This window comes from Arthrobacter sp. Soil736 (assembly GCF_001428005.1).
Classification (GTDB): Bacteria; Actinomycetota; Actinomycetes; order Actinomycetales; family Micrococcaceae; genus Arthrobacter.
The window spans coordinates 147,570-166,561 of sequence record NZ_LMSB01000074.1 but is presented as its reverse complement, the minus strand read 5'-3'; the positions used below and the strand labels follow the sequence as shown (position 1 = coordinate 166,561).

Annotated in this window: 20 protein-coding genes; 10 read left to right on the top strand and 10 right to left on the bottom strand. The window is 66.2% G+C overall.

Going from position 1 to position 18,992, the window contains the following annotated elements; translation table 11 throughout:
• Window positions 1-108: 108 nt before the first annotated feature.
• Entirely contained in the window at window positions 109-954 is an 846-nt protein-coding gene (locus tag ASG92_RS26985; RefSeq protein ID WP_056636171.1) for a PHP domain-containing protein, read from the bottom strand.
• 103 nt (window positions 955-1,057) lie between these two features.
• Between ASG92_RS26985 and ASG92_RS26980 the strand changes: the two genes are divergently transcribed.
• A complete protein-coding gene (locus tag ASG92_RS26980) occupies window positions 1,058-2,638 on the top strand; it encodes an aminopeptidase P family protein (RefSeq protein ID WP_056636168.1) in 1,581 nt (526 codons plus the stop codon).
• Window positions 2,639-2,743: 105 nt separating this feature from the next.
• Here ASG92_RS26980 and ASG92_RS26975 read toward each other — a convergent pair whose 3' ends face one another.
• Window positions 2,744-3,697: a general stress protein gene (locus tag ASG92_RS26975; protein WP_056636167.1), complete on the bottom strand. Its 954-nt coding sequence runs from the start codon at window positions 3,695-3,697 to the stop codon at window positions 2,744-2,746.
• Window positions 3,698-3,774: 77 nt separating this feature from the next.
• On the opposite strand from ASG92_RS26975, the gene ASG92_RS26970 reads away from it, so the two are divergent.
• From ASG92_RS26970 to ASG92_RS26960, 3 genes are read left to right on the top strand one after another with little or no spacing between them, the layout of a single operon-like run.
• Window positions 3,775-5,058, top strand: a complete 1,284-nt coding sequence (locus ASG92_RS26970) for a CBS domain-containing protein (RefSeq protein ID WP_056636207.1) — start codon at window positions 3,775-3,777, stop codon at window positions 5,056-5,058.
• Entirely contained in the window at window positions 5,012-5,770 is a 759-nt protein-coding gene (locus ASG92_RS26965) for a DUF1003 domain-containing protein (protein WP_240987332.1), read from the top strand. The genes ASG92_RS26970 and ASG92_RS26965 overlap by 47 nt, the downstream gene beginning before the upstream one ends.
• 11 nt (window positions 5,771-5,781) lie before the next feature.
• Window positions 5,782-6,909 carry an Mrp/NBP35 family ATP-binding protein gene (locus ASG92_RS26960; RefSeq protein ID WP_056636161.1) on the top strand — a complete coding sequence of 376 codons (1,128 nt, stop codon included), beginning with the start codon at window positions 5,782-5,784 and terminating at the stop codon, window positions 6,907-6,909.
• Window positions 6,910-6,947: 38 nt separating this feature from the next.
• On the opposite strand, the gene ASG92_RS26955 is transcribed toward ASG92_RS26960, so the two are convergent.
• The 3 genes from ASG92_RS26955 to sigE all read right to left on the bottom strand — a co-directional run bounded on the left by ASG92_RS26955 (window position 6,948) and on the right by sigE (window position 9,144).
• On the bottom strand, window positions 6,948-7,370 hold the full coding sequence (locus ASG92_RS26955) for a hypothetical protein (RefSeq protein ID WP_056636156.1): 423 nt from the start codon (window positions 7,368-7,370) through the stop codon (window positions 6,948-6,950).
• An 89-nt stretch (window positions 7,371-7,459) separates the two neighbouring features.
• Window positions 7,460-8,518, bottom strand: coding sequence for a hypothetical protein (locus ASG92_RS26950; RefSeq protein WP_056636153.1), 1,059 nt, complete (start codon window positions 8,516-8,518; stop codon window positions 7,460-7,462).
• Window positions 8,519-8,526: 8 nt separating this feature from the next.
• The gene (gene sigE, locus ASG92_RS26945) at window positions 8,527-9,144 is read right to left on the bottom strand and encodes an RNA polymerase sigma factor SigE (protein ID WP_056636151.1); all 618 of its coding nucleotides are present in this window, start codon (window positions 9,142-9,144) and stop codon (window positions 8,527-8,529) included.
• Window positions 9,145-9,465: 321 nt separating this feature from the next.
• Here sigE and ASG92_RS26940 point away from each other — a divergent pair, with 321 nt between their 5' ends.
• Window positions 9,466-10,098, top strand: a complete 633-nt coding sequence (locus ASG92_RS26940; RefSeq protein WP_056636148.1) for an O-methyltransferase — start codon at window positions 9,466-9,468, stop codon at window positions 10,096-10,098.
• A gap of 44 nt (window positions 10,099-10,142) precedes the next feature.
• Here ASG92_RS26940 and ASG92_RS27965 read toward each other — a convergent pair whose 3' ends face one another.
• The 4 genes from ASG92_RS27965 to ASG92_RS26925 all read right to left on the bottom strand — a co-directional run bounded on the left by ASG92_RS27965 (window position 10,143) and on the right by ASG92_RS26925 (window position 13,102).
• On the bottom strand, window positions 10,143-10,310 hold the full coding sequence (locus tag ASG92_RS27965; RefSeq protein ID WP_009357720.1) for a DUF3117 domain-containing protein: 168 nt from the start codon (window positions 10,308-10,310) through the stop codon (window positions 10,143-10,145).
• A gap of 235 nt (window positions 10,311-10,545) precedes the next feature.
• Window positions 10,546-11,811, bottom strand: a complete 1,266-nt coding sequence (locus ASG92_RS26935) for a hypothetical protein (RefSeq protein WP_056636199.1) — start codon at window positions 11,809-11,811, stop codon at window positions 10,546-10,548.
• A gap of 95 nt (window positions 11,812-11,906) precedes the next feature.
• Window positions 11,907-12,293, bottom strand: coding sequence for a DivIVA domain-containing protein (locus tag ASG92_RS26930; RefSeq protein ID WP_056636146.1), 387 nt, complete (start codon window positions 12,291-12,293; stop codon window positions 11,907-11,909).
• A gap of 23 nt (window positions 12,294-12,316) precedes the next feature.
• Window positions 12,317-13,102, bottom strand: a complete 786-nt coding sequence (locus ASG92_RS26925) for a TIGR00730 family Rossman fold protein (protein ID WP_056636143.1) — start codon at window positions 13,100-13,102, stop codon at window positions 12,317-12,319.
• Between the two features lie 106 nt (window positions 13,103-13,208).
• Between ASG92_RS26925 and ASG92_RS26920 the strand changes: the two genes are divergently transcribed.
• The 4 genes from ASG92_RS26920 to ASG92_RS26905 all read left to right on the top strand — a co-directional run bounded on the left by ASG92_RS26920 (window position 13,209) and on the right by ASG92_RS26905 (window position 16,496).
• On the top strand, window positions 13,209-13,964 hold the full coding sequence (locus ASG92_RS26920) for an amino acid ABC transporter ATP-binding protein (RefSeq protein WP_056636198.1): 756 nt from the start codon (window positions 13,209-13,211) through the stop codon (window positions 13,962-13,964).
• 59 nt (window positions 13,965-14,023) lie between these two features.
• Window positions 14,024-14,911: a glutamate ABC transporter substrate-binding protein gene (locus ASG92_RS26915; protein WP_056636140.1), complete on the top strand. Its 888-nt coding sequence runs from the start codon at window positions 14,024-14,026 to the stop codon at window positions 14,909-14,911.
• Between the two features lie 98 nt (window positions 14,912-15,009).
• Window positions 15,010-15,660 carry an amino acid ABC transporter permease gene (locus ASG92_RS26910; RefSeq protein ID WP_056636138.1) on the top strand — a complete coding sequence of 217 codons (651 nt, stop codon included), beginning with the start codon at window positions 15,010-15,012 and terminating at the stop codon, window positions 15,658-15,660.
• The gene (locus ASG92_RS26905; protein WP_056636136.1) at window positions 15,657-16,496 is read left to right on the top strand and encodes an amino acid ABC transporter permease; all 840 of its coding nucleotides are present in this window, start codon (window positions 15,657-15,659) and stop codon (window positions 16,494-16,496) included. Before ASG92_RS26910 ends, ASG92_RS26905 begins: the two co-directional genes overlap by 4 nt.
• Window positions 16,497-16,635: 139 nt before the next feature.
• Here the strand turns inward: ASG92_RS26905 and dapE are convergent, their stop codons facing one another.
• A complete protein-coding gene (gene dapE, locus ASG92_RS26900) occupies window positions 16,636-17,760 on the bottom strand; it encodes a succinyl-diaminopimelate desuccinylase (protein ID WP_157372521.1) in 1,125 nt (374 codons plus the stop codon).
• 176 nt (window positions 17,761-17,936) lie between these two features.
• Between dapE and dapD the strand changes: the two genes are divergently transcribed.
• On the top strand, window positions 17,937-18,965 hold the full coding sequence (dapD, locus tag ASG92_RS26895) for a 2,3,4,5-tetrahydropyridine-2,6-dicarboxylate N-succinyltransferase (RefSeq protein WP_056636133.1): 1,029 nt from the start codon (window positions 17,937-17,939) through the stop codon (window positions 18,963-18,965).
• Window positions 18,966-18,992 lie beyond the last annotated feature (27 nt).

Genomic DNA, 18,992 nt, shown 5'->3' with positions numbered 1-18,992 from the left:
AGAAACAACGCCATCAGCAAACTCAACAGCCTTGGCTTCACCGTCACCCTCACTCCGTCCCCGGCGGCCTAACCGACTTCTACTTTCGTGTTAGTTGGGAAATGGCGGTCAGCGGATGACCGGCGTGCCCGTGCCGAGCTCTTCGATCCGCGCGAAGACCTCCGGTGCCGTCAGGTATTCGCCCAGCCGGTTCGGTTTGCCCGTGCCGTGGTAGTCGGACGATCCCGTCATGAGGAGGCCGTGCTTCGCTGCGAGGCGCCGCAGGAACTCCCGGCCCTCTTCGGGGTTGTCACGATGATCGACCTCCAGGCCGGCAAGGCCGGCCTCGATCATTTCCCGGTAGGTGCGCTCCCCCACGACGCGCCCACGCGCGGACGCCACCGGATGCGCGAAGACCGGGACGCCCCCTGCCGCGCGGACCAGCTCGACGGCGAGGGCCGGCTCCGGCGCATAGTGCTGCACGAAGTACCGCGAGTGGGAGGTGAGGATCGAGGTGAAGGCCTCGGACCTGTCCGCGACCACACCTGCGGCCACGAGCGCATCGGCGATGTGCGGCCGTCCCAGGGTAGCCCCGGGCGTCACGTGGTGGATCACGTCGTCCCAGCTCAGGGGGTAGTCCTCGGCCAACAGCGTGACCATGCGTTCGGCCCGGGTGAGGCGTGCGTCCTTGGCCTTGGTGATCTCTTCGAGGAGCCCCTCGTGGGTGGGGTCGTGCAGGTAGCTCAGCAGATGGACGCTGATCCCCTGGTCTGTCCGGCAGGAAATCTCCATGCCGGGCACCAGCGCCACCCCGTTTTCGACTGCACCGCGGGCTGCCTCGGCCCACCCGTCGGTGGAGTCATGGTCCGTCAGGGCAATGACGTCCAGCCCCGCCGCAGCCGCGGCCGCCATCACCGCGGCCGGCGCTTCCGTGCCGTCCGAGATGTTCGAGTGGGCGTGCAAATCTATCCTCACCTGCCCAGCCTAGTAGATGCGTGGCCGATGCGGCCGGACAGGCCGTTTTCCCTATGCGGGGCGGTGTTGGCCTAAGCTGCGTGGCTGGTGAGACTATGGGACGGTGAACGACGCAGAAAACACCCAAGACTCCGCTTCCCAGCCTCTAGAAGAGCGGGTCAATAACCGCTCGCAGCGGCCCAGTTCCGAGGCCTTCAAGGCCTTCATGGCCAGTAACTGGGCGCCGTCCCCGCAGGTGACCCCTGCGCGCGACGCCGTTGCCGACCACGCCGCCCGAAGGCGCCGCGCCATCTCCCAACAGTTCAAAGGTGAACGCCTGGTGCTGCCGGCCGGCCCGCTGAAAGTCCGCTCCAACGACTGCGACTACCGCTTCCGGCCGCACTCCGGTTTCGCGCACCTCACCGGCCTCGGCCTCGACCATGAGCCCGATGCCGTGCTCATTTTCGAACCGGTCGAGGAAGGCACCGGCGACGACGGCGCGAACCACCGAGCCACCCTTTACTTCCGCCCGCTGGCCGGCCGGGACACCGAGCAGTTCTACGCCGACTCGCGGTCCGGCGAATTCTGGATCGGCGCACGCCCCACTCTGGCCGAGTTTGAGGCGCGCCTTGGCCTCCCGACAGCGCACATCGACGAACTTGAGATGGCCATCACCAAGAATGTGGGCGCCCCGGAAATCGGCGGCGTTTCGATCCGGCTGGTGCGCAAGGTGGACGAGAACATCGACGCCCTCGTGGACACGGCCCGCTACAACACGGCCAAGGACCCGGACAACCTGGACCTCGGCGTGCTGGACGCCCTGGACGAGAAGCTCTCCGAGGCCCTCTCCGAACTCCGCCTGATCAAGGATGAGTGGGAAGTCGAGCAGATGCGGATCGCAGTGGCCGCCACGGCTGAGGGCTTCACCGAAGTGGTCAAGGCGCTGCCCCGCGCGCTGACCCACTTCCGCGGCGAGCGCGTGGTGGAGGGCGCCTTCTTCGCCCGTGCCCGCGAGGAAGGCAACGAACTCGGCTACGACACCATCGCCGCCGCCGGCAACAACGCCACCGTGCTCCACTGGACCAGGAACACCGGCAAAATCAACGCCGGCGAGCTGCTCCTGCTGGACGCCGGCGTCGAAGCCGACTCCCTCTACACCGCGGACATCACCCGCACGCTCCCGGCCAACGGCACTTTCTCCGAGGTCCAGCGCAGGGTCTACGAAGCAGTTCTTGACGCGGCCGACGCCGGATTCGCCGCAGCGCAGATCGGCACCAAGTTCCGTGACATCCACACAGCCGCCACCACGGTCCTCGCGGAACGCCTCGCCGAGTGGGGCCTGCTTCCGGTGCCGGTCGAGGAAGCCGTCAGCGAGCAGGGGCAGCAGCACCGCCGCTGGATGCCGCACGGCACCAGCCACCACCTCGGCCTCGACGTCCACGACTGCGCGCAGGCCAAGCGGGAACTCTACCTCGACGGTGTGCTGGCCGAGGGAATGGTCTTCACGATCGAACCCGGCCTGTACTTCAAGAACGAGGACCTGGCCATCCCTGAGGAGTACCGCGGAATTGGCGTGCGCATCGAGGACGACATCCTGATGACGGCCGACGGCCCCGTCAACCTCAGCGCCGCACTGCCCCGCACGGCCGACGACGTCGAGGCATGGATGGCGGGAATCTACCAGGAGCTCGACGCCCGGAGTTAGCCCCTGGCCGGCGATTTGCACGGCCCGGCACTAGCAAGAGCGCAAGGGCACGAATAAGGCAGGGCCACCGTCCGGTGACCCTGCCTTATTCGTGCCGTCGGGCTGCTAGCGCTGCTCGTCGTCCTTGCGCTGCGGCGCCTGGCTGGGATCGCTCACGCGCACGCCATACTGCGGGCGTCCGTCCGGCAGGTCCGGATAGCGGACCGCCGCAGGCCGCTGGCCCGCGCGCTGCCCGGCGTCCGGGGTCTGGGTGCCTTCCGGGGTCTGGCCCGGCTGACCCTCGACGGCCCCGTACTGGGGTGCACCCGCAACCGGTGCGCCCGGAACCTGGGGGCCTTGGACCGGGGTTCCCTCAGACGGTGCACCCTGCGGCTGGGAATCCTGCCGCTGGCCATAGGGGTCGTTCCACCCGGCGGGCCGCTGCGGTGCCGGACCCTGCGGCGCCGGACCCTGCTGACCGGGCTGCTGCTGGCCGGACTGCTGCTGGTAGGGCTGGCCGTGGTAGTCGCGCTGTGTGTAGGTCGCGGGCCGGGCACCGCCCGAGGCGTCCGACGGCGACATGGGCAGCTGCTGCAGCAGCCGGCGGGCCTCATGTGCGGCCTCGAAGGACACCACGACGTCATAGTTGGTCGCCACCACCTGGCTGGTGGACGTGAAGTCACGCTTGCCGCGCTGCGCGGCGTAGGTGACAATCCCGAACAGCATGAAGAACGCCGCGCCCATCAGGACGGAGCTGATGATCGAGAACGTCCCGCCGGCAGGCGTGAAGAAGGAAAGCATGACTCCGACGAAGAGGCCGAACCACATGCCGCTCAGCGCACCCGAAAGTGCCACGCGGGGGTAGCTGAGCCGCCCGGTCACCCGTTCCACCATCTTCAGGTCATTGCCCACGATGGACACCATCTGCACCGGAAACTGCTGGTCGGCGAGGTAGTCGACAGCCTTCTGGGCATCCAGGTAGGAGGTATACCTGCCGACGGTATCCCCGGTGGGGACTGTCCGGGATTCATCGGAGCCGTTCGGGACACCAGCCTTGGGACCACCAAAAATGTTTGACATACACCCATTCTTGCCCATAAGGATGTGTGCGAGCTGAAAATTCAGCTAAAAGAGAGCAGACTCGGTAGCCTGTAGTGGTGAGCACAAATCCTACCCGCGTCTTCGTTGCACGCCTTCTGGGACTGGACGTCTTCGACCCCCTGGGCGACCGTCTGGGCCGGCTGCGCGACGTCGTGGTGCTCTCGCGCGGAACCCGCGGCGCCCCCCATGTGGTGGGCATCGTCGTCGAGGTGCCCGGCAAGAAGCGCGTCTTCGTTCCCATGACGCGGATTACCTCCATCGACCAGACCCAGGTCATCTGCACCGGCCTGGTCAACCTCCGCCGCTTCGAACAGCGCGGCGCCGAGACCCTGGTGGTGGCAGAGATGTTCGACCGCCGCGTCACGCTACGGGACGGCAGCGGTGACGCCACCATCGAAGACATCGCGATGGACCAGCACCGCTCCGGCGACTGGTTCGTCAGCAAGCTGTTCGTCCGGCGCGGCCATTCGCTGGCCCCGTTGAGCAGGCTCCGGCGCAACGAAACCATGATCATCGACTGGGCGGACGCGCACCAGGGCGCCAAGACCGAGCCCCAGGCCGCCACGCAGTTCGTCGCCAACCACGAGGACCTCAAGCCGGCCGACTTCGCCGAGGCGCTGCAGGAGATGAGCGACAAGCGGCGGTTCGAAGTCGCGAGCGAACTCCAGGACGAACGCCTCGCCGACGTCCTGCAGGAGCTGCCGGAAGACGACCAGGTGGAGATCCTCTCCGCCCTGGACGTCCAGCGCGCGGCCGATGTCCTGGAGGAGATGGACCCCGACGACGCCGCCGACCTCCTCGGTGAACTCCCCTCCGCGCAGGCCGAGGAACTGCTGCAGCTGATGGAGCCGGAAGGTGCGGAAGACGTCCGCCGCCTGCTCGAATACGACGAAGACACGGCCGGCGGCCTGATGACCCCCGTTCCGGTCATCCTGCCGCCCGAGGCCACGGTGGCCGAGGCACTCGCCCACGTCCGGCGCGAAGAGCTGTCCCCTGCCCTGGCTTCGTCCATCTTCATCGCCCGGCCGCCGCTGGAAACTCCCACCGGCCGCTTCCTCGGCGTGGTGCACATCCAGCAACTGCTGCGCTATCCGCCGTTCGAGCCGCTCGGCAACCTCGTGGACAAGAACCTGGAGCCGCTTTCGGACCAGGCGCACATCAGCGAAGTGGCCCGCACCCTGGCCACCTACAACCTGAACTCGCTACCCGTGGTCAACCAGGCCGGCCGGCTGGTGGGGGCCGTGACCGTTGATGACGTCCTGGATCATCTGCTGCCGGATGACTGGCGGGCCAATGACGGCGAAGCTCCCATCAGAAGGCTTGGAGGCCGCATTGGCTGAACACACTGCAAAGGGCGCCGGTCCGCGGACGCCAGGAAAGGCCGCGGGCAAGGGGAGCCTGGACACACCGCTGAGCGGCCGGCAGCGCATCCTGCCCAAGTTCAAACCGGATCCCGATGCCTTCGGCCATGCCACCGAGGGGTTTGCCCGCTTCATGGGCACGCCGCAGTTCCTGCTGTACATGACCGTGTTCTGTTTGTTCTGGCTGGTCTGGAACACGTTCGCCCCCACCGCCTGGCAGTTCGACAAGGTTGAGCTCGGCTTCACGCTCCTGACCCTGATGCTCTCCCTGCAGGCCTCCTACGCGGCGCCGCTGCTGCTGCTGGCGCAGAACCGCCAGGACGACCGCGACCGCGTCTCCCTCCAGCAGGACCGCCAGCGTGCGGAGCGCAACCTGTCCGACACCGAATACCTGACCCGGGAGCTGGCGTCGCTGCGCATCGCGCTGCGTGAAGTGGCCACCCGCGACTACGTCAGGGCTGAACTCCGCAGCATGCTCGAAGACCTCCTGGAGGCGCAGGAGGAGTTGCGCACCCACGAGGCCTCCGGGCCCGGCAGCCACGAGTCCCCCCGTGAACTGGTCAGGGAAAAGCTGAAGGAAAAGCGGGAGCGGCAACGCAATCCGCGCACGCAGCAGATACCCAAGGTCAAGCCGGACAAGACGCGCCAGAGCCGATCGGCCCAGCCGCGTCCCACCTCTCCCGAAAGCTGAGTACCCACAGCATGAGCACCGCCCTCGTTGAGGCAGTCAACGCTGCCCTGGCAACCGTCATCGATCCGGAACTCCGCCGCCCCATCACGGAACTGGGCATGGTCGATTCCGTGGAGATTTCCGACGACGGCACGGTGCGTCTCGCGGTGCTGCTCACCATTGCGGGCTGCCCCCTCAGGGACACCATCACGAGGGATTCCGAGGCCGCATTGCTGGCGGTTCCCGGCGTCACCGCCGTCGACGTCGACCTGAAGGTCATGACCCAGGCCCAGCGCGACGCGCTGAAGGAGCAGCTCCGCGGTCCCGGCGGCCAGCGGGGCATCCCGTTCAACCAGCCGGGATCGCTGACGAAGGTGTTTGCCGTGGCCAGCGGCAAGGGCGGGGTGGGAAAGTCCTCCGTGACCGTCAACCTGGCCTGCTCCCTGGCTGCCCAGGGCCTGCGCGTGGGCATCGTGGATGCCGATGTCTACGGCTTCTCGGTTCCGGCCCTGATGGGCATCACGCAGCCGCCCACCCGGGTGGACGACATGATCCTTCCCCCGGTGGCCTACGGCGTGAAGGTCATCTCCATCGGCATGTTCGTCACGGGCAACCAGCCGGTCGCCTGGCGGGGACCGATGCTGCACCGGGCACTCGAGCAGTTCCTCACCGACGTCTATTTCGGCGACCTGGACGTCCTGTTCCTGGACCTGCCTCCCGGCACCGGCGACATCGCCATTTCGGTGGCGCAGCTGCTTCCCAAAGCCGAGATCCTGGTGGTCACCACCCCCCAGGCCGCCGCGGCCGATGTGGCCGAGCGGGCAGGTGCCATCGCCACCCAGACGGGGCAGACAGTGGCGGGGGTCATCGAGAACATGTCGTATCTGGAAATGCCCGACGGCGGCCGGATGGAACTGTTCGGCAGCGGCGGCGGGCAGTCGCTCACCGAACGGCTGAGCGCCGCGACTGGCAAGGACGTGCCGTTGCTGGGCCAGATCCCGCTGGACATCCTCCTGAGGGAAGGCGGGGACTCGGGCCAGCCCATCGTGCTCGGCCGGCCCGAAACGCCCGCAGCGGCGGCGCTGTCCGGGATCGCCGGAATACTTGCGGCCAAACCGCGCGGCCTCACCGGAATGTCCCTGGGGCTGCAGCCCCGCTGAGCTGAGTGCCTAAGTGACCGCGGTGCCTAATTGACCGCCTAGGTGGCTTCCGTGTCGAAAGGTGCGGGCACGCCGTCGGGCAGGCGTTCAAGCAACGGCCTGATGCGGGATTCCGGCGACGATTCTCCCGCAGCCACCGCACCGGAAACGGCGGCCGCGGTGGAAGCGGTTCCGCTGGAAGGCGCTCCAGGGCTGACCGGCTTCGTGTCGTCGTCGAGGAGCGCTTCCTTGATGATGCGGCGCGGATCGTACTGGCGGGGATCGTACTTCTTCCAGTCGACTTCATCGATGTCGATGCCGACTTCTTCCTTGATCTGCTCCCGCGCGCCGGACGCCATCCGGCGCACTTCGCGGACCAGGTTGGCCAGCTTCTGGGTGTATTCGGGCAGCCGCTGGGGGCCGATCACCAGAATGCCGATGAGCAGCAGAAGAAGAAACTCCGGGCCGTTGATTCCAAACACTTTAGGAAGATTACCCTCTCCTGGGACGTGGCGACGATTTGATGCCGGTCACGGCCGTATTCGGCCCGCCGGCACAGCCGGGATGCATGTCAATTCGCAAACTGCCGTGCCATCTTGCGGAGTCCGCGCCCCACGCGGTCGAGGATGGATTCAGCGCCGGGGCTGTCCGCACCCGCATCCGGCCGCGCGTTCGCCACGAGGCCGGGATCCGCTGCCAGGCCCGCCGCCGCCAGCGCCGCCACGGCGTCGTCGGCCGCATCGGCCGGCAGGTCGGACATGTAGGTGAACGTGGTTCCGGACGCCTGGTAGATCGCGCTCCAGGGCGCGGCCGCCTTGATCCAGAGCCTTCCCCCCGCCTCACCGCCGGCGGCGCCGACGGCGACGAACCCGTCCAGCCTGGCGGGGTGGCCCGTCAGGGGGTTGACCGGAGAGTCCAGCGGGGCTGGCACGGTTGGCGATGCGGCCGCGTCCTGGCCTTCGGCGGGCGTCGTCGCGGAGTGCTGTTCCAGGATCGTCGCGATATGCCGGCCGTCCGAGAGCCGCAATTCAACGGCGCGATGGCCGCCCCGCACCGTCGTCGTTGCGGACACAATGCGGAAGCCCATGGCCTTGAGGTCAGGACACGCCCAGCCGTGGGAGCGCAGGTTCGCCAGCCGGCTTTCCGCCTCGCTGGCCTCCGATCCGTTCCCGGCCGCGCCAGTCACGGCGGTATCGTCCCGGTCCGGACTGTCACCGGCGCCGATGTGCCCGGACCCTCCGGAAACGGAAGCTGCGCCGGCGGAGGCCGCATACTGCGGTGGTTCACCGGCGGACAGGTACGCTCCCGCCGCGACGGCCCCGGCGGCCACGACGGCAACGCCGCCGGCAAGACCTGCCAGCCTGAGGGGACTGGTGCGTGGAGCGGCCGCGGCGGGCGCCATGGCAAGCTGCTGCGTCTGCACCAGCAGCCGCGCCGTCAGTTCGTCGCTGGCCGCGGGGATGGCGGCCTCGCGGAGCCTTTCAAGGTACTGGCGCTGCCGCCGGAGCGCGGCGGCGCAATCGGCGCACTGGCGGACATGATCTGTTGTCCTCGGGTGGCGCGCCGCAGCGACGTGCAGAGATGCCGTTTTGTCCTTAAGCCCCCCCAGTAAGCGATGCAAATGACCCATGGCGCCGATCAGAGAACGCCGGCGATGCGGGGCAACTTCAACCGCGGCTTGCGGGACTGCTGGGGCCTCGGGTCGCGGTGGGCGAGCTTCTCACGCAGCATGGTCCGGCCACGGTGGATACGCGACCTCACCGTACCGAGTTTCACGCCCAGGGCTTCGGCGACCTCGTCGTAGGACAGGCCCTCAAGGTCGCACAGCACTACCGCTGCGCGGAAGTCCGGCGGGAGTTCCTCCAGGGCGGCCTGCACGTCAAGGTCCAGGTTGTTCAGCTCAAAGCTCTGCTCCGGCCCCGGTTCCCGGCCCGGCAGCCGAGATTCGGCATCCTCCGCCAGGGCATCGAAGCGGATCCGGCTCTTGCGCCGGGCCTGGTCCAGGAAAAGGTTCGTGGTGATCCTGTGCAGCCAGCCGTCCAGTGTTCCGGGCTTGAAGTTGGCCAGGGAACGGAAGACCCGGACAAACACTTCCTGGGTGAGGTCCTCGGCGTCGTACTTGTTGCCGGTGAGCCGGTACGCAAGCCGGTAAACCTTGGCGGAGTGGTTTGTCACCACTTCTTCCCAGGTGGGCATGACCCAGTCGGCTGCGGGCTCTTCAATTGTAGGGACAGCTGCCACAACTGATCCTGACATCGTCCACTCCCCTCGTGGATGTACTAACGCCTGATGTGGTTGACATCATTGGTTCGGCGCCGATCACCACTTGGATGAGCGGATAACCATCATTTCAAAGATGGCTGGGAATTTCCTGACTACGGGTCCCCCTTTAGCCCAAAGCGCAACACCGGAGGCGTCAACCGGGTTCCGGCGCGTCACCGGACCGGTGCCGAGGCTGCCGGGAGCCCGACAGTATCCGCCATCACAGGCCACCCCGCCGTCACCTTCCGGCTGCGCACCGCCCGACCAAGTACGCTGTAAGAAACATGCCCCCTCCCGCCCAGAAAGCGAATACCCATGAGCGCCGATAAGTCCACGAGCTGGTCCTATGCAGAAGATCTGCCTGCCGAGGATGAGGTCCTGCTGCGCGCCCGGGAACGTTCGTTCGAGCTGGGCGTGACCCCGATCGGACGCGGCGTCGGGGCAGTCCTGACAGTGCTGGCGGCCGCGTCAAAGGCGCAGACCGCCGTCGAGATCGGCACTGGCGCCGGGGTGTCCGGCGTGTGCATCCTCCGCGGGCTCGGCCCACAGGCCGTGCTGACCACCATCGATGTGGACGTCGAGCATCTCAAGGCCGCGCGTGAGGCATTCCAGGAAGCCGGCAGCCCTGCCAACCGGACGCGCACTATTTCGGGCCGCGCAGGCGATGTCCTGCCGAGGCTGACCGATGCCGCCTACGACCTCGTGTTCATCGACGGCGACAAGCCCAACTTTCCCCGCTACGTTGAGCAGGCCGTCCGCCTGCTCAAGTCCGGCGGCCTCCTGATCGTCAACGACGCCCTGGACAAGGACCGCGTGTCCAATCCCGCGGCGCGCGACGCCACCACTGTTGTGCTGCGCCAGGTTGGCAAGTCCGTGCGCGACGACGACCGGCTCTCCTCCGCGATGCTGCCCACCGGAGACGGGCTGCTGGTAGCGGTTAAGAAGTAAAGGCAGGGTCCGCAGCCTGCTGGCTGCGGACCCTGCCCGACACATTATTCGGTGACGCCGACGAGGCATTCCTTCAGGTTGGCCGCCTCGGCGGCATTGAGTTCAACCACGAGCCGCCCTCCGCCTTCGAGCGGCACACGCATGATGAGGCTGCGGCCCTCCTTGGTTACTTCCATAGGGCCGTCGCCGGTGCGTGGTTTCATAGCCGCCATGAGGAATATCCCCTCCAGTAGTCCCAGGACTGAGCAGCCCGGCCGGGCTGAGTCCGCATGGTCAAACAAGCCGCTATGGCGACCGGTTCGGCAGCCGCCATGGCTGAATACTTCGTATGCTTCTTGTCCTTGCTCATCCTCTATTATCCTGTAATTACCCGTCTGTAGCTAATCGATGGACATTCCGTGCGGCTGCAGATTCCCGGTGCCACCGCGCGGCGTGGCCGCGCAGTGGTCAGGGCGGATAGTCCCCTCCTCCGGGGAGTTGGGCCCAGGCCCAGAGCCACACCACCCACACGATCTGCAGCAGGACGAACATGGTGATCACCGTGCCCCGGTAGGCCCGGGACCTCGAAACCAGCGCGGCGGCCAAAGCCAGTGGAAACAGCGGGAGCAACATGCGGAACGTGCTGGTCTGCGGATGCAGGAAAACCACGAGATACCCCATGTAGCACACGCACCAGAGCCTGAGTTCCGTTCCCAGCCGCAGCACCGGACGGGACATCATGAACAGGGCGAACGCCGCTACGAAGACGAAGGGCGCCACGATGCCCAGGACGGGGCCGAACAGCAGCACGCCGGTGTCGAACCACGGCTTGAACGGCACCAGGTCGTGCCCGCGCCACACCGTTTCGGTCTTGGTGTAGGCCTCGATGTCCCCTGTTGTTGCCCACGCGATGGCAGGCCACAGGAGTGCGGCGGCTCCGCTCACCGCGGTCAGCGCCGCCAGCGACCACAGCTCCGCCCGGCCGTGGACGCGCCGCGGGTTGTCCGGTAAGTCAGCGCCGCCGGCATCGTCGGCACCCTTGTTCCGGGCGTGCTGCCAGGCCTCCGCCGAGCGGTAAAGGAACAGGATCCCGGCGGTCGCGGCGAACGGCACGCCTGTGGGCCGGGAAAGGCACATTGCCACAACCACAGGAATGGCCCACAGGTATTGCCGCCGCGCCACGAGCAACAGCGCTGAGGCAAGCAGAAGAATGTTCAGGGACTCCGCATACGGCACCTGCAGCACCGGGGACACGGGGAACGTAGCGAAGAACGCCACCCCCCAAAGAGCCGTCCCGTGCGCGGCCCTGTGGCGGAACAGCGTATAGATCACCAGCGATGCGGCGAGGCCCGCGAGCATCGCGATGACCGTGAGGGCGGCCGCCGGGCTCATCCCCGAGACGCCCGACAGCATCCGCCCCAGCGCGGGGAACAAAGGATAGAAGGCCCACGTGTTTTCCTGGACGTTCCCCGCGTCATCCGCCGGCAACTCGGACGGGTACCCGCCGGAAATGACTTCGCCGTACCAGCGGGCGTCCCAGATGTTGATGAAGTTCCAGTAGTCGGGCTTGGCCGGGAACCAGGGATTCACCCCCTGGTGCAGCGCCGCCGACATGAAGATGCAGGCGCTGACCAGCCGGGCACCCGCATAGATCGCCGCCACCTGGGCCCACCACGGCCAGCGGCCGGCCCGCGCGGCGAGCGACGACGAGACCGCACTCAGCGCACTGGTTATTCCGCCGGCCGGAGCGGACCTGAGCGCCCCGGACGGCGCCTCGGGCCTGCGCGAAGCAGGTCCGGAAGCGGAGCCGGGACCGGGGGCATGACCGTTCAAGGCCGATCCTCGGCCGCAGCGCTCAGGTCACTGGCCCGGACCTGCTCCCGGAGCCGCTCGATCTCGGCGTCCTTGGACGCGAGCTGCTCTTCCTTGGACGCGATCTGGTCGCGGAGGTCATCGAGCACCTCGTCAACCTGGTCCATCCGGTAGCCGCGAAGACCCAGCGAAAACCGGACGTGGTCGACGTCGGCGGGCTTGGCATCGGCGGGCAGCAGGACCGGGGGCAGCGACGCCACGGGCTCATCGAAACCGTCGTCGATCAGCTGGTTTCGGGAGCGCCTTTTCCGCATGAGGCCTGCCCCGATGTCGGTCCCGATCAGGGCTGTCGCGCCAATCAGGACGATGGCAAGGAAGACGAGGAAGAAACTCACATCACCCATCGTGCCAGACGCCGGTGCCGCTGCTACTCAGGCCGCTGGTTCCCGTTGGTGGACGGCGGGCGGACGTGGCCGTGCAGGACCAGGTTGACGGCCTCTTCCGGATCGTCCACAAGCTGGACCAGGTCCATGTCCTTCTCGGACACCATGCCCTCGGCAACCAGTGTCCCCTTGATCCATTCCATCATCGGACCCCAGAAGTCCTTGCCCAGGAGGACGATCGGGAATGAGGTCACCTTCTGGGTCTGCACCAGCACCATGGCCTCGAAGAGCTCGTCGAGGGTGCCGAGTCCGCCGGGCAGGACAATGAAGCCTTGCGCATACTTCACGAACATGGTCTTCCGGGCGAAGAAGTACCGGAAGTTGATCCCCAGGTCTACCCACTGGTTCAGCCCCTGCTCGAACGGCAGCTCGATGCCAAGGCCGACGGACACGCCGTTGCCTTCCACGGCACCGCGGTTGGCCGCCTCCATCGATCCCGGGCCGCCACCGGTGATGACCGCCACGCCGGCTTCCGCCAGTTTGCGTCCCACCTCAACACCCATCTCGTAGAACATGCTGCCCGGCTTGGTACGCGCCGAACCGAATACGCTGACGGCCTGGCCCAGGTCCGACAGCGCCCCGAAGCCTTCCACGAACTCGCTCTGGATCCGCATCACCCTCCACGGGTCCGTGTGGATGAAATGCCCGGGGCCCTTGGTGTCGAGCAGCCGCTGGTCCGACATCTCAACCGCTGCCTGCTTGCGGCGGAGCTCGAGGGGCCCTTTGCGGCGGGGCTGAACGGATTTTGACGGATCTGCGTTGATGCTCATCACCTAAGGCTAACCTGCTGACCTGCAGGTATCTCTTGAATTACGATCCGCAGGAAATTGGAGTGATTGCGGTCATATGTGACCAATGTTCGCTAGATTCGTAGTCATGACTACTCAAGTGCCCGGCGATGCCCTCGTCTCCCTGAATGCCGTCAATAAGCACTACGGCCAGCTGCACGTTCTGAAGGACATCAACTTCCAGGTCCGCAAGGGCGAGGTCGTTGTGGTCATCGGGCCGTCAGGCTCGGGTAAGTCCACCCTGTGCAGAGCCATCAACCGCCTCGAAACCATTGATGACGGCGATATCGCCATCGACGGCAAGAAGCTTCCCGAAGAAGGCAAGGAGCTCGCACACCTCCGTGCCGACGTCGGAATGGTTTTCCAGTCGTTCAACCTTTTCGCGCACAAGACCATCCTGGAAAACGTGACCCTCGGCCCCATCAAGGTAAAGGGAATGTCCAAGGCGGAGGCTGACAAGGACGCCATGGCCCTGCTGGAGCGCGTCGGAGTCGGCCACCAGGCACCCAAGCTGCCGGCCCAGCTCTCCGGCGGCCAGCAGCAGCGTGTGGCCATCGCACGCGCACTGGCCATGAAGCCCAAGGTCATGCTTTTCGACGAGCCCACCTCGGCGCTGGACCCGGAGATGATCAGCGAAGTCCTGGACGTCATGATCCAGCTGGCCAAGGAAGGCATGACCATGATCGTGGTGACCCACGAGATGGGCTTCGCCCGCAAGGCCGCGGACCGCGTGGTTTTCATGGCGGACGGCCAGATCGTGGAGGACGCCACGCCGGAGCAATTCTTCACCAATCCGCAGAGCAGCCGCGCCAAGGACTTCCTCTCCAAGCTCCTCACGCACTGACGACTCCCCACTTCGCACCCCCAGGCCGTCCAGGACGGCCGCCCAATGAAAGGAATGTCATGAAGGCATTTTTGACCCGCAGGAAATCCCTTCTGGTAGCAGCATCCGCAGCCCTTGCCCTGACACTGAGCGCTTGCGGCGGCGGCGGCACCGGCGGCGGCACCAGCCCCTCCCCCGTTGAAAAGCCGAGCTTCGCAGCCGGTTCCACCATGGAAAAGCTCTCTTCTGCCGGCAAAGTGACCATCGGCACCAAGTTTGACCAGCCCCTGTTCGGCCAGAAGGGCCTCGACGGCAAGCCGGTGGGCTTTGACGTGGAAATCGGGAAGCTGATCGCAGCCAAGCTGGGAATCGCCGCTGACAAGATCGAATGGGTCGAAACCGTCTCCGCCAACCGCGAGCAGTTCATCAAGCAGGGCAAGGTGGACCTGATCGTCGCCACCTACACCATCAATGACAAGCGCAAGACCGAAGTGTCCTTTGCCGGCCCGTACTACGAGGCAGGCCAGGCGCTCATGGTGAACAAGGACAACACGTCCATCACCAAGCCCGAGGACGTCAAGGGCAAGAACGTCTGCTCCGTGACCGGGTCCACTCCTGCCTCCACCATCGTGGAGAAGTACGGCGCGGTCCTGGTGCCTGCGGCCACCTACTCGGCCTGCCTTGAGCCGCTGCGGAACAAGCAGGTTGAAGCAATCACCACAGACAACGTGATCCTGGCCGGCTTCGTCAACAAGGAACCGGACGCCTTCAAGCTGGCCTCCGAAGAGACGTTCACGAAGGAGCCCTACGGCATCGGCGTGAAGAAGGACGACACCGAATTCCGCAACTGGATCAACGACCAGCTGGAAGGCTTCGCCAAGGACGGCTCCTACAAGAAGGCCTGGGAAGCCACAGCCGGCGCTGTCATCAAGACGGCACCGGAGCTCCCGGCGATCGACCGCTACTAAACCGGTGTGGCGGTTACCTGCGGCTGTGCATTCCACGGCCCCGGTAACCGCCGCTTCCGTTTTCCGATCATTCCCCACGAACGCAGCTGAAGGACCCTATGGACGTCATCATTGAAAGCCTCCCGCAGTACTGGGACGGCTTTCTCAGAACCCTGTTCCTGGCCGTCGTGTCCGGCATCATTGCCCTTGTAGTGGGCACACTCCTGGCCGCCGCGCGCGTTTCACCCGTGGCGGCCCTCCGCGGATTCAGCATGGCTTACGTGGAGGTGGTGCGTAACACCCCGCTGACCATCGCCTTCTTTTTTGCGGCAGTCGTCTTGCCCCGGCTGGGCGTGACCTTCCAGCAGTTCGAGGTCGCCGCCATCATCGCGCTGAGCGCTTATACGGCTGCCTTCATCGCCGAAGCAGTCCGCTCGGGCGTCAACAGCGTCCCCTTGGGCCAGGCCGAGGCCGCGCGCAGCATCGGCATGACGTTCGGCCAGGTGCTGTCCCTGATCATCCTGCCGCAGGCCCTGCGCACGGTGGTTCCGCCGTTGATCAACATCCTGATCGCCCTTGTGAAGAACTCCTCCGTGGCTGGCGCCTTCTTCGTCCTGGAGCTGTTCGGCTACGGAAAGCAGCTGGCTAACGATCACGGTGACGCCGTCATGTGGGTTCTCGTGGGCGTGGCATTCTTCTATCTCCTGATCACCGTGCCGCTGGGCTACGTCGCTCACCAGGTCGAACGAAAGGTGGCGATCGCCCGATGACTTCAGTTCTCTACGACGTCCCGGGCCCCAAAGCCCGCAGAATCTCCCTGATCGGCTCGATCGTCGGCGTCATCGTCATCGGCGGCCTGCTCGCGCTTGCCATTGTCACGCTCGCCCAGCAGGGAATCTTCCAAGCACAGCGGTGGGCGATCTTCGGGCAGGCGGACGTCTGGTCGCTGCTCTTTAACGGCATGAGCGCCACGTTGAGTGCCGCCGCCATCGCAGCTGTCATCGCCTTCCCGCTGGGACTTCTTGTGTGCCTGATGCGCATTTCGGATATCGCCTGGATCAGGGTCCCCACCAGGATTGTTCTGGAATTCCTGCGCGGCATGCCGGTGGTCCTGATGATGCTGTTCGTGCTGCTCGTGTTCGCCACGAGCTCGTTCGTTGCAGTTGTTGCCGGCCTGGTGCTCTATAACTCGGCCATCTTTGCCGAGATCATCCGCGCCGGCATCCAGTCCCTGCCCAAAGGCCAGCGCGAAGCCGGCCTGGCGATCGGCCTGACCAGCTTCCAGTCCCGGCTAAGCGTTGAACTGCCGCAGGCCATCAGGCGCATGCTGCCGTCCCTGGTGGCCCAGCTCGTGGTCCTGCTGAAGGACACGTCACTGGGTTACATCGTTGCGTACGGCGAACTTCTGCGCGCGGTGCAGGTGATGGCGGACTTCCTCGGCCCGCAGTTCCTGTTCCCGGTGTTCTTCGTCGCGGCGGCCATCTACATCGCCATCAACCTTGCAGTGTCCCGCCTCGCCATCTGGATTGAGCGCCGCGGTTCCAAGAAGGCCGCCGGCGGCGTGGCCAAGGCCCCCACGGCCGGCGTCTCCACCGTCGTGAAGTAAGCCAGCAAAGTAAGCCAGCGAAGTAAACCTGTGAAATAACCCGCCAAGTCCGCGGGCGCAATGACAGAAGGTCCGCAACCGAATGGTTGCGGACCTTCTGTGTGTACGGAGTACTCAGCCTTTCAGGCGAAACAGCTGATCAGGAAAGCCACGTCTGCAGTGCGCGGAGGCAGGTCCGGACGGCCTCGGCCTCCACATGTTCGTTGTCCTTGTGCGCCAGCAGCGCATCACCGGGGCCGAAGTTCACTGCCGGGATGCCGAGCTCGCTGAAACGCGCGACGTCGGTCCAGCCGTATTTGGGTTTGGGCTCGGCTCCCACTGCGGCCACGAAGGACGCGGCGGCGGGGTGGTGCAGTCCGGGCCGCGCGCCGGCGGCGCTATCCGTGCGGACCACATCGAATCCTTCGAGCAGCTCCTGCACATGGGCCTCTGCCTGGTCTGGCGTCTTGTCCGGCGCGAAGCGGTAGTTGATCTCCACCACGCAGCGGTCGGGAATGACGTTGCCGGCGGTGCCGCCGTGGATCTTCACGGCGTTCAGGCTTTCGCGGTAGTCCAGGCCGTCCACGTTGATGGTCCGGGGCTGGTACGCTGCGAGCCGTTCCAGGATGGGCGCCGCGGCGTGGATAGCGTTGCGCCCCATCCATGCACGCGCCGAGTGGGCGGCCTCCCCCGCTGTGGTGGCTTCAAACCGCATGGTTCCGTTGCAGCCTCCTTCGACGTTGCCGTCCGTCGGTTCCAGCAGGATGGCGAAGTCGCCCTCCAGCAGATGCCCGTGATTGCGGACCAGCCGGCCCAGGCCGCTCTTGACGGCCTCCACTTCCTCGTGGTCGTAGAAAACGAACGTGACGTCCTTGGACGGCTTCGCGCCGCCGTCGAACATAGACGCGGCGAGTGCGAGCTGCACCGCAACGCCGCCTTTCATGTCGGTGGCGCCGCGGCCGTAGAGCACTCCCTCGCCCGGAACGCCTGAAGGCCAGCTGGACGGAACCGTTCCGAGCGAGCCCTCCGTCACAGGCAACGGCACCGTGTCCAGGTGGCCTGCCAGGATCACGCGTTCGGCCCGGCCGAGGTCCGTGCGGGCGATGATCGAGTCCCCGTCCCGGACCAGCTTGAGGCCGGGAAGCTGGCGGAGCGCGGACTCCACGGCGTCGGCAAGCGCGCTTTCGTTGCCCGACACGCTGTTGATGTCGATGAGCGCAGACGTCAGCAGGGCCACGTCCTGGCGCAGATCAAGGGTTACAGGGGCTGTTTCGGCAATCACCATCCAACTCTATCGCCGCGCGCTCCCGGCTATGTCGCAGCTGACGACGTTCCCGGCACCGAGAACCAGGCGCGCCAGGAACCAGGCGCAAAGAACCCGGCGATGGATCGGCGTCAATTGCGACCGGTCGGGAGGCGGCAGGTTTCGGTGCGTGCGCGTCGTCTCGATACACTGGGGCCATGACTGAAACCGCTTCTTCTGCCGTGCCCGCTGCCCAGACGCTGTCCGACGACTCCCGTTCGGCCTACGGATTCGGAGTGGCCACCATCGCCACCCGGAGCGGTGACGCCACGGTGCTGGATGTCTGGTTCCCGGCCCCCGCCCTCGGGGTGGCCGCCGAAAGCCTCCGCGCCGTCGAAAACGCTGACGAATCCCTGGCCGCGATTGCCGCCGAGGGAACAGATGCGGACCGCGGCACCGAGCAGAAGGTCGTGTTCGTGCAGGTCAACCTGGACGAAGCACCGACGGACACCGCCGATGCCTACCTCCGCCTCCACCTCCTGTCGCACCGCCTCGTCAAGCCCAACACCATCAATCTGGACGGCATCTTCGGCAAGCTCCCGAACGTCGTCTGGACCAACTTCGGCCCCTGCGCCGTGGACGGTTTTGAGCTGACGCGCGCCAAGCTCCGCAGGCGCGGCGCAGTCACTGTCTACGGTGTCGACAAGTTCCCCCGCATGGTTGACTACGTTGTCCCGGCTGGCGTCCGCATCGCCGACGCCGACCGCGTACGGCTCGGCGCCCACCTCGCCGAAGGCACCACGGTCATGCATGAGGGCTTCGTCAACTTCAACGCCGGCACGCTGGGCACCTCCATGGTGGAAGGCCGCATCTCGGCCGGTGTTGTAGCGGGCGACGGCACCGACATCGGCGGCGGCGCCTCGATCATGGGCACCCTTTCCGGCGGAGGAAAGGAAAAGATCGCTTTGGGCCAGCGGGTGCTGCTGGGCGCAAACTCCGGCGTCGGCATCAGCATCGGCGACGATTCCGTGGTGGAGGCAGGGCTTTATGTCACCGCCGGCACCCGGGTCCGCGTGGTCGGTCCGAAAGACGCCGACGGCGAGGACACCTCCAAAATCGTCAAGGCCGTGGAACTCTCCGGCGTTCCCAACCTGCTCTTCCGCCGCAACTCCACCACCGGTGAGGTGGAAGTCCTGCCGCGCAAGGGCCAGACCGTGGAGCTGAACGACGCCCTGCACGCCAACTGACCGCCCGGGTGCAGCCAGCACCGGCAT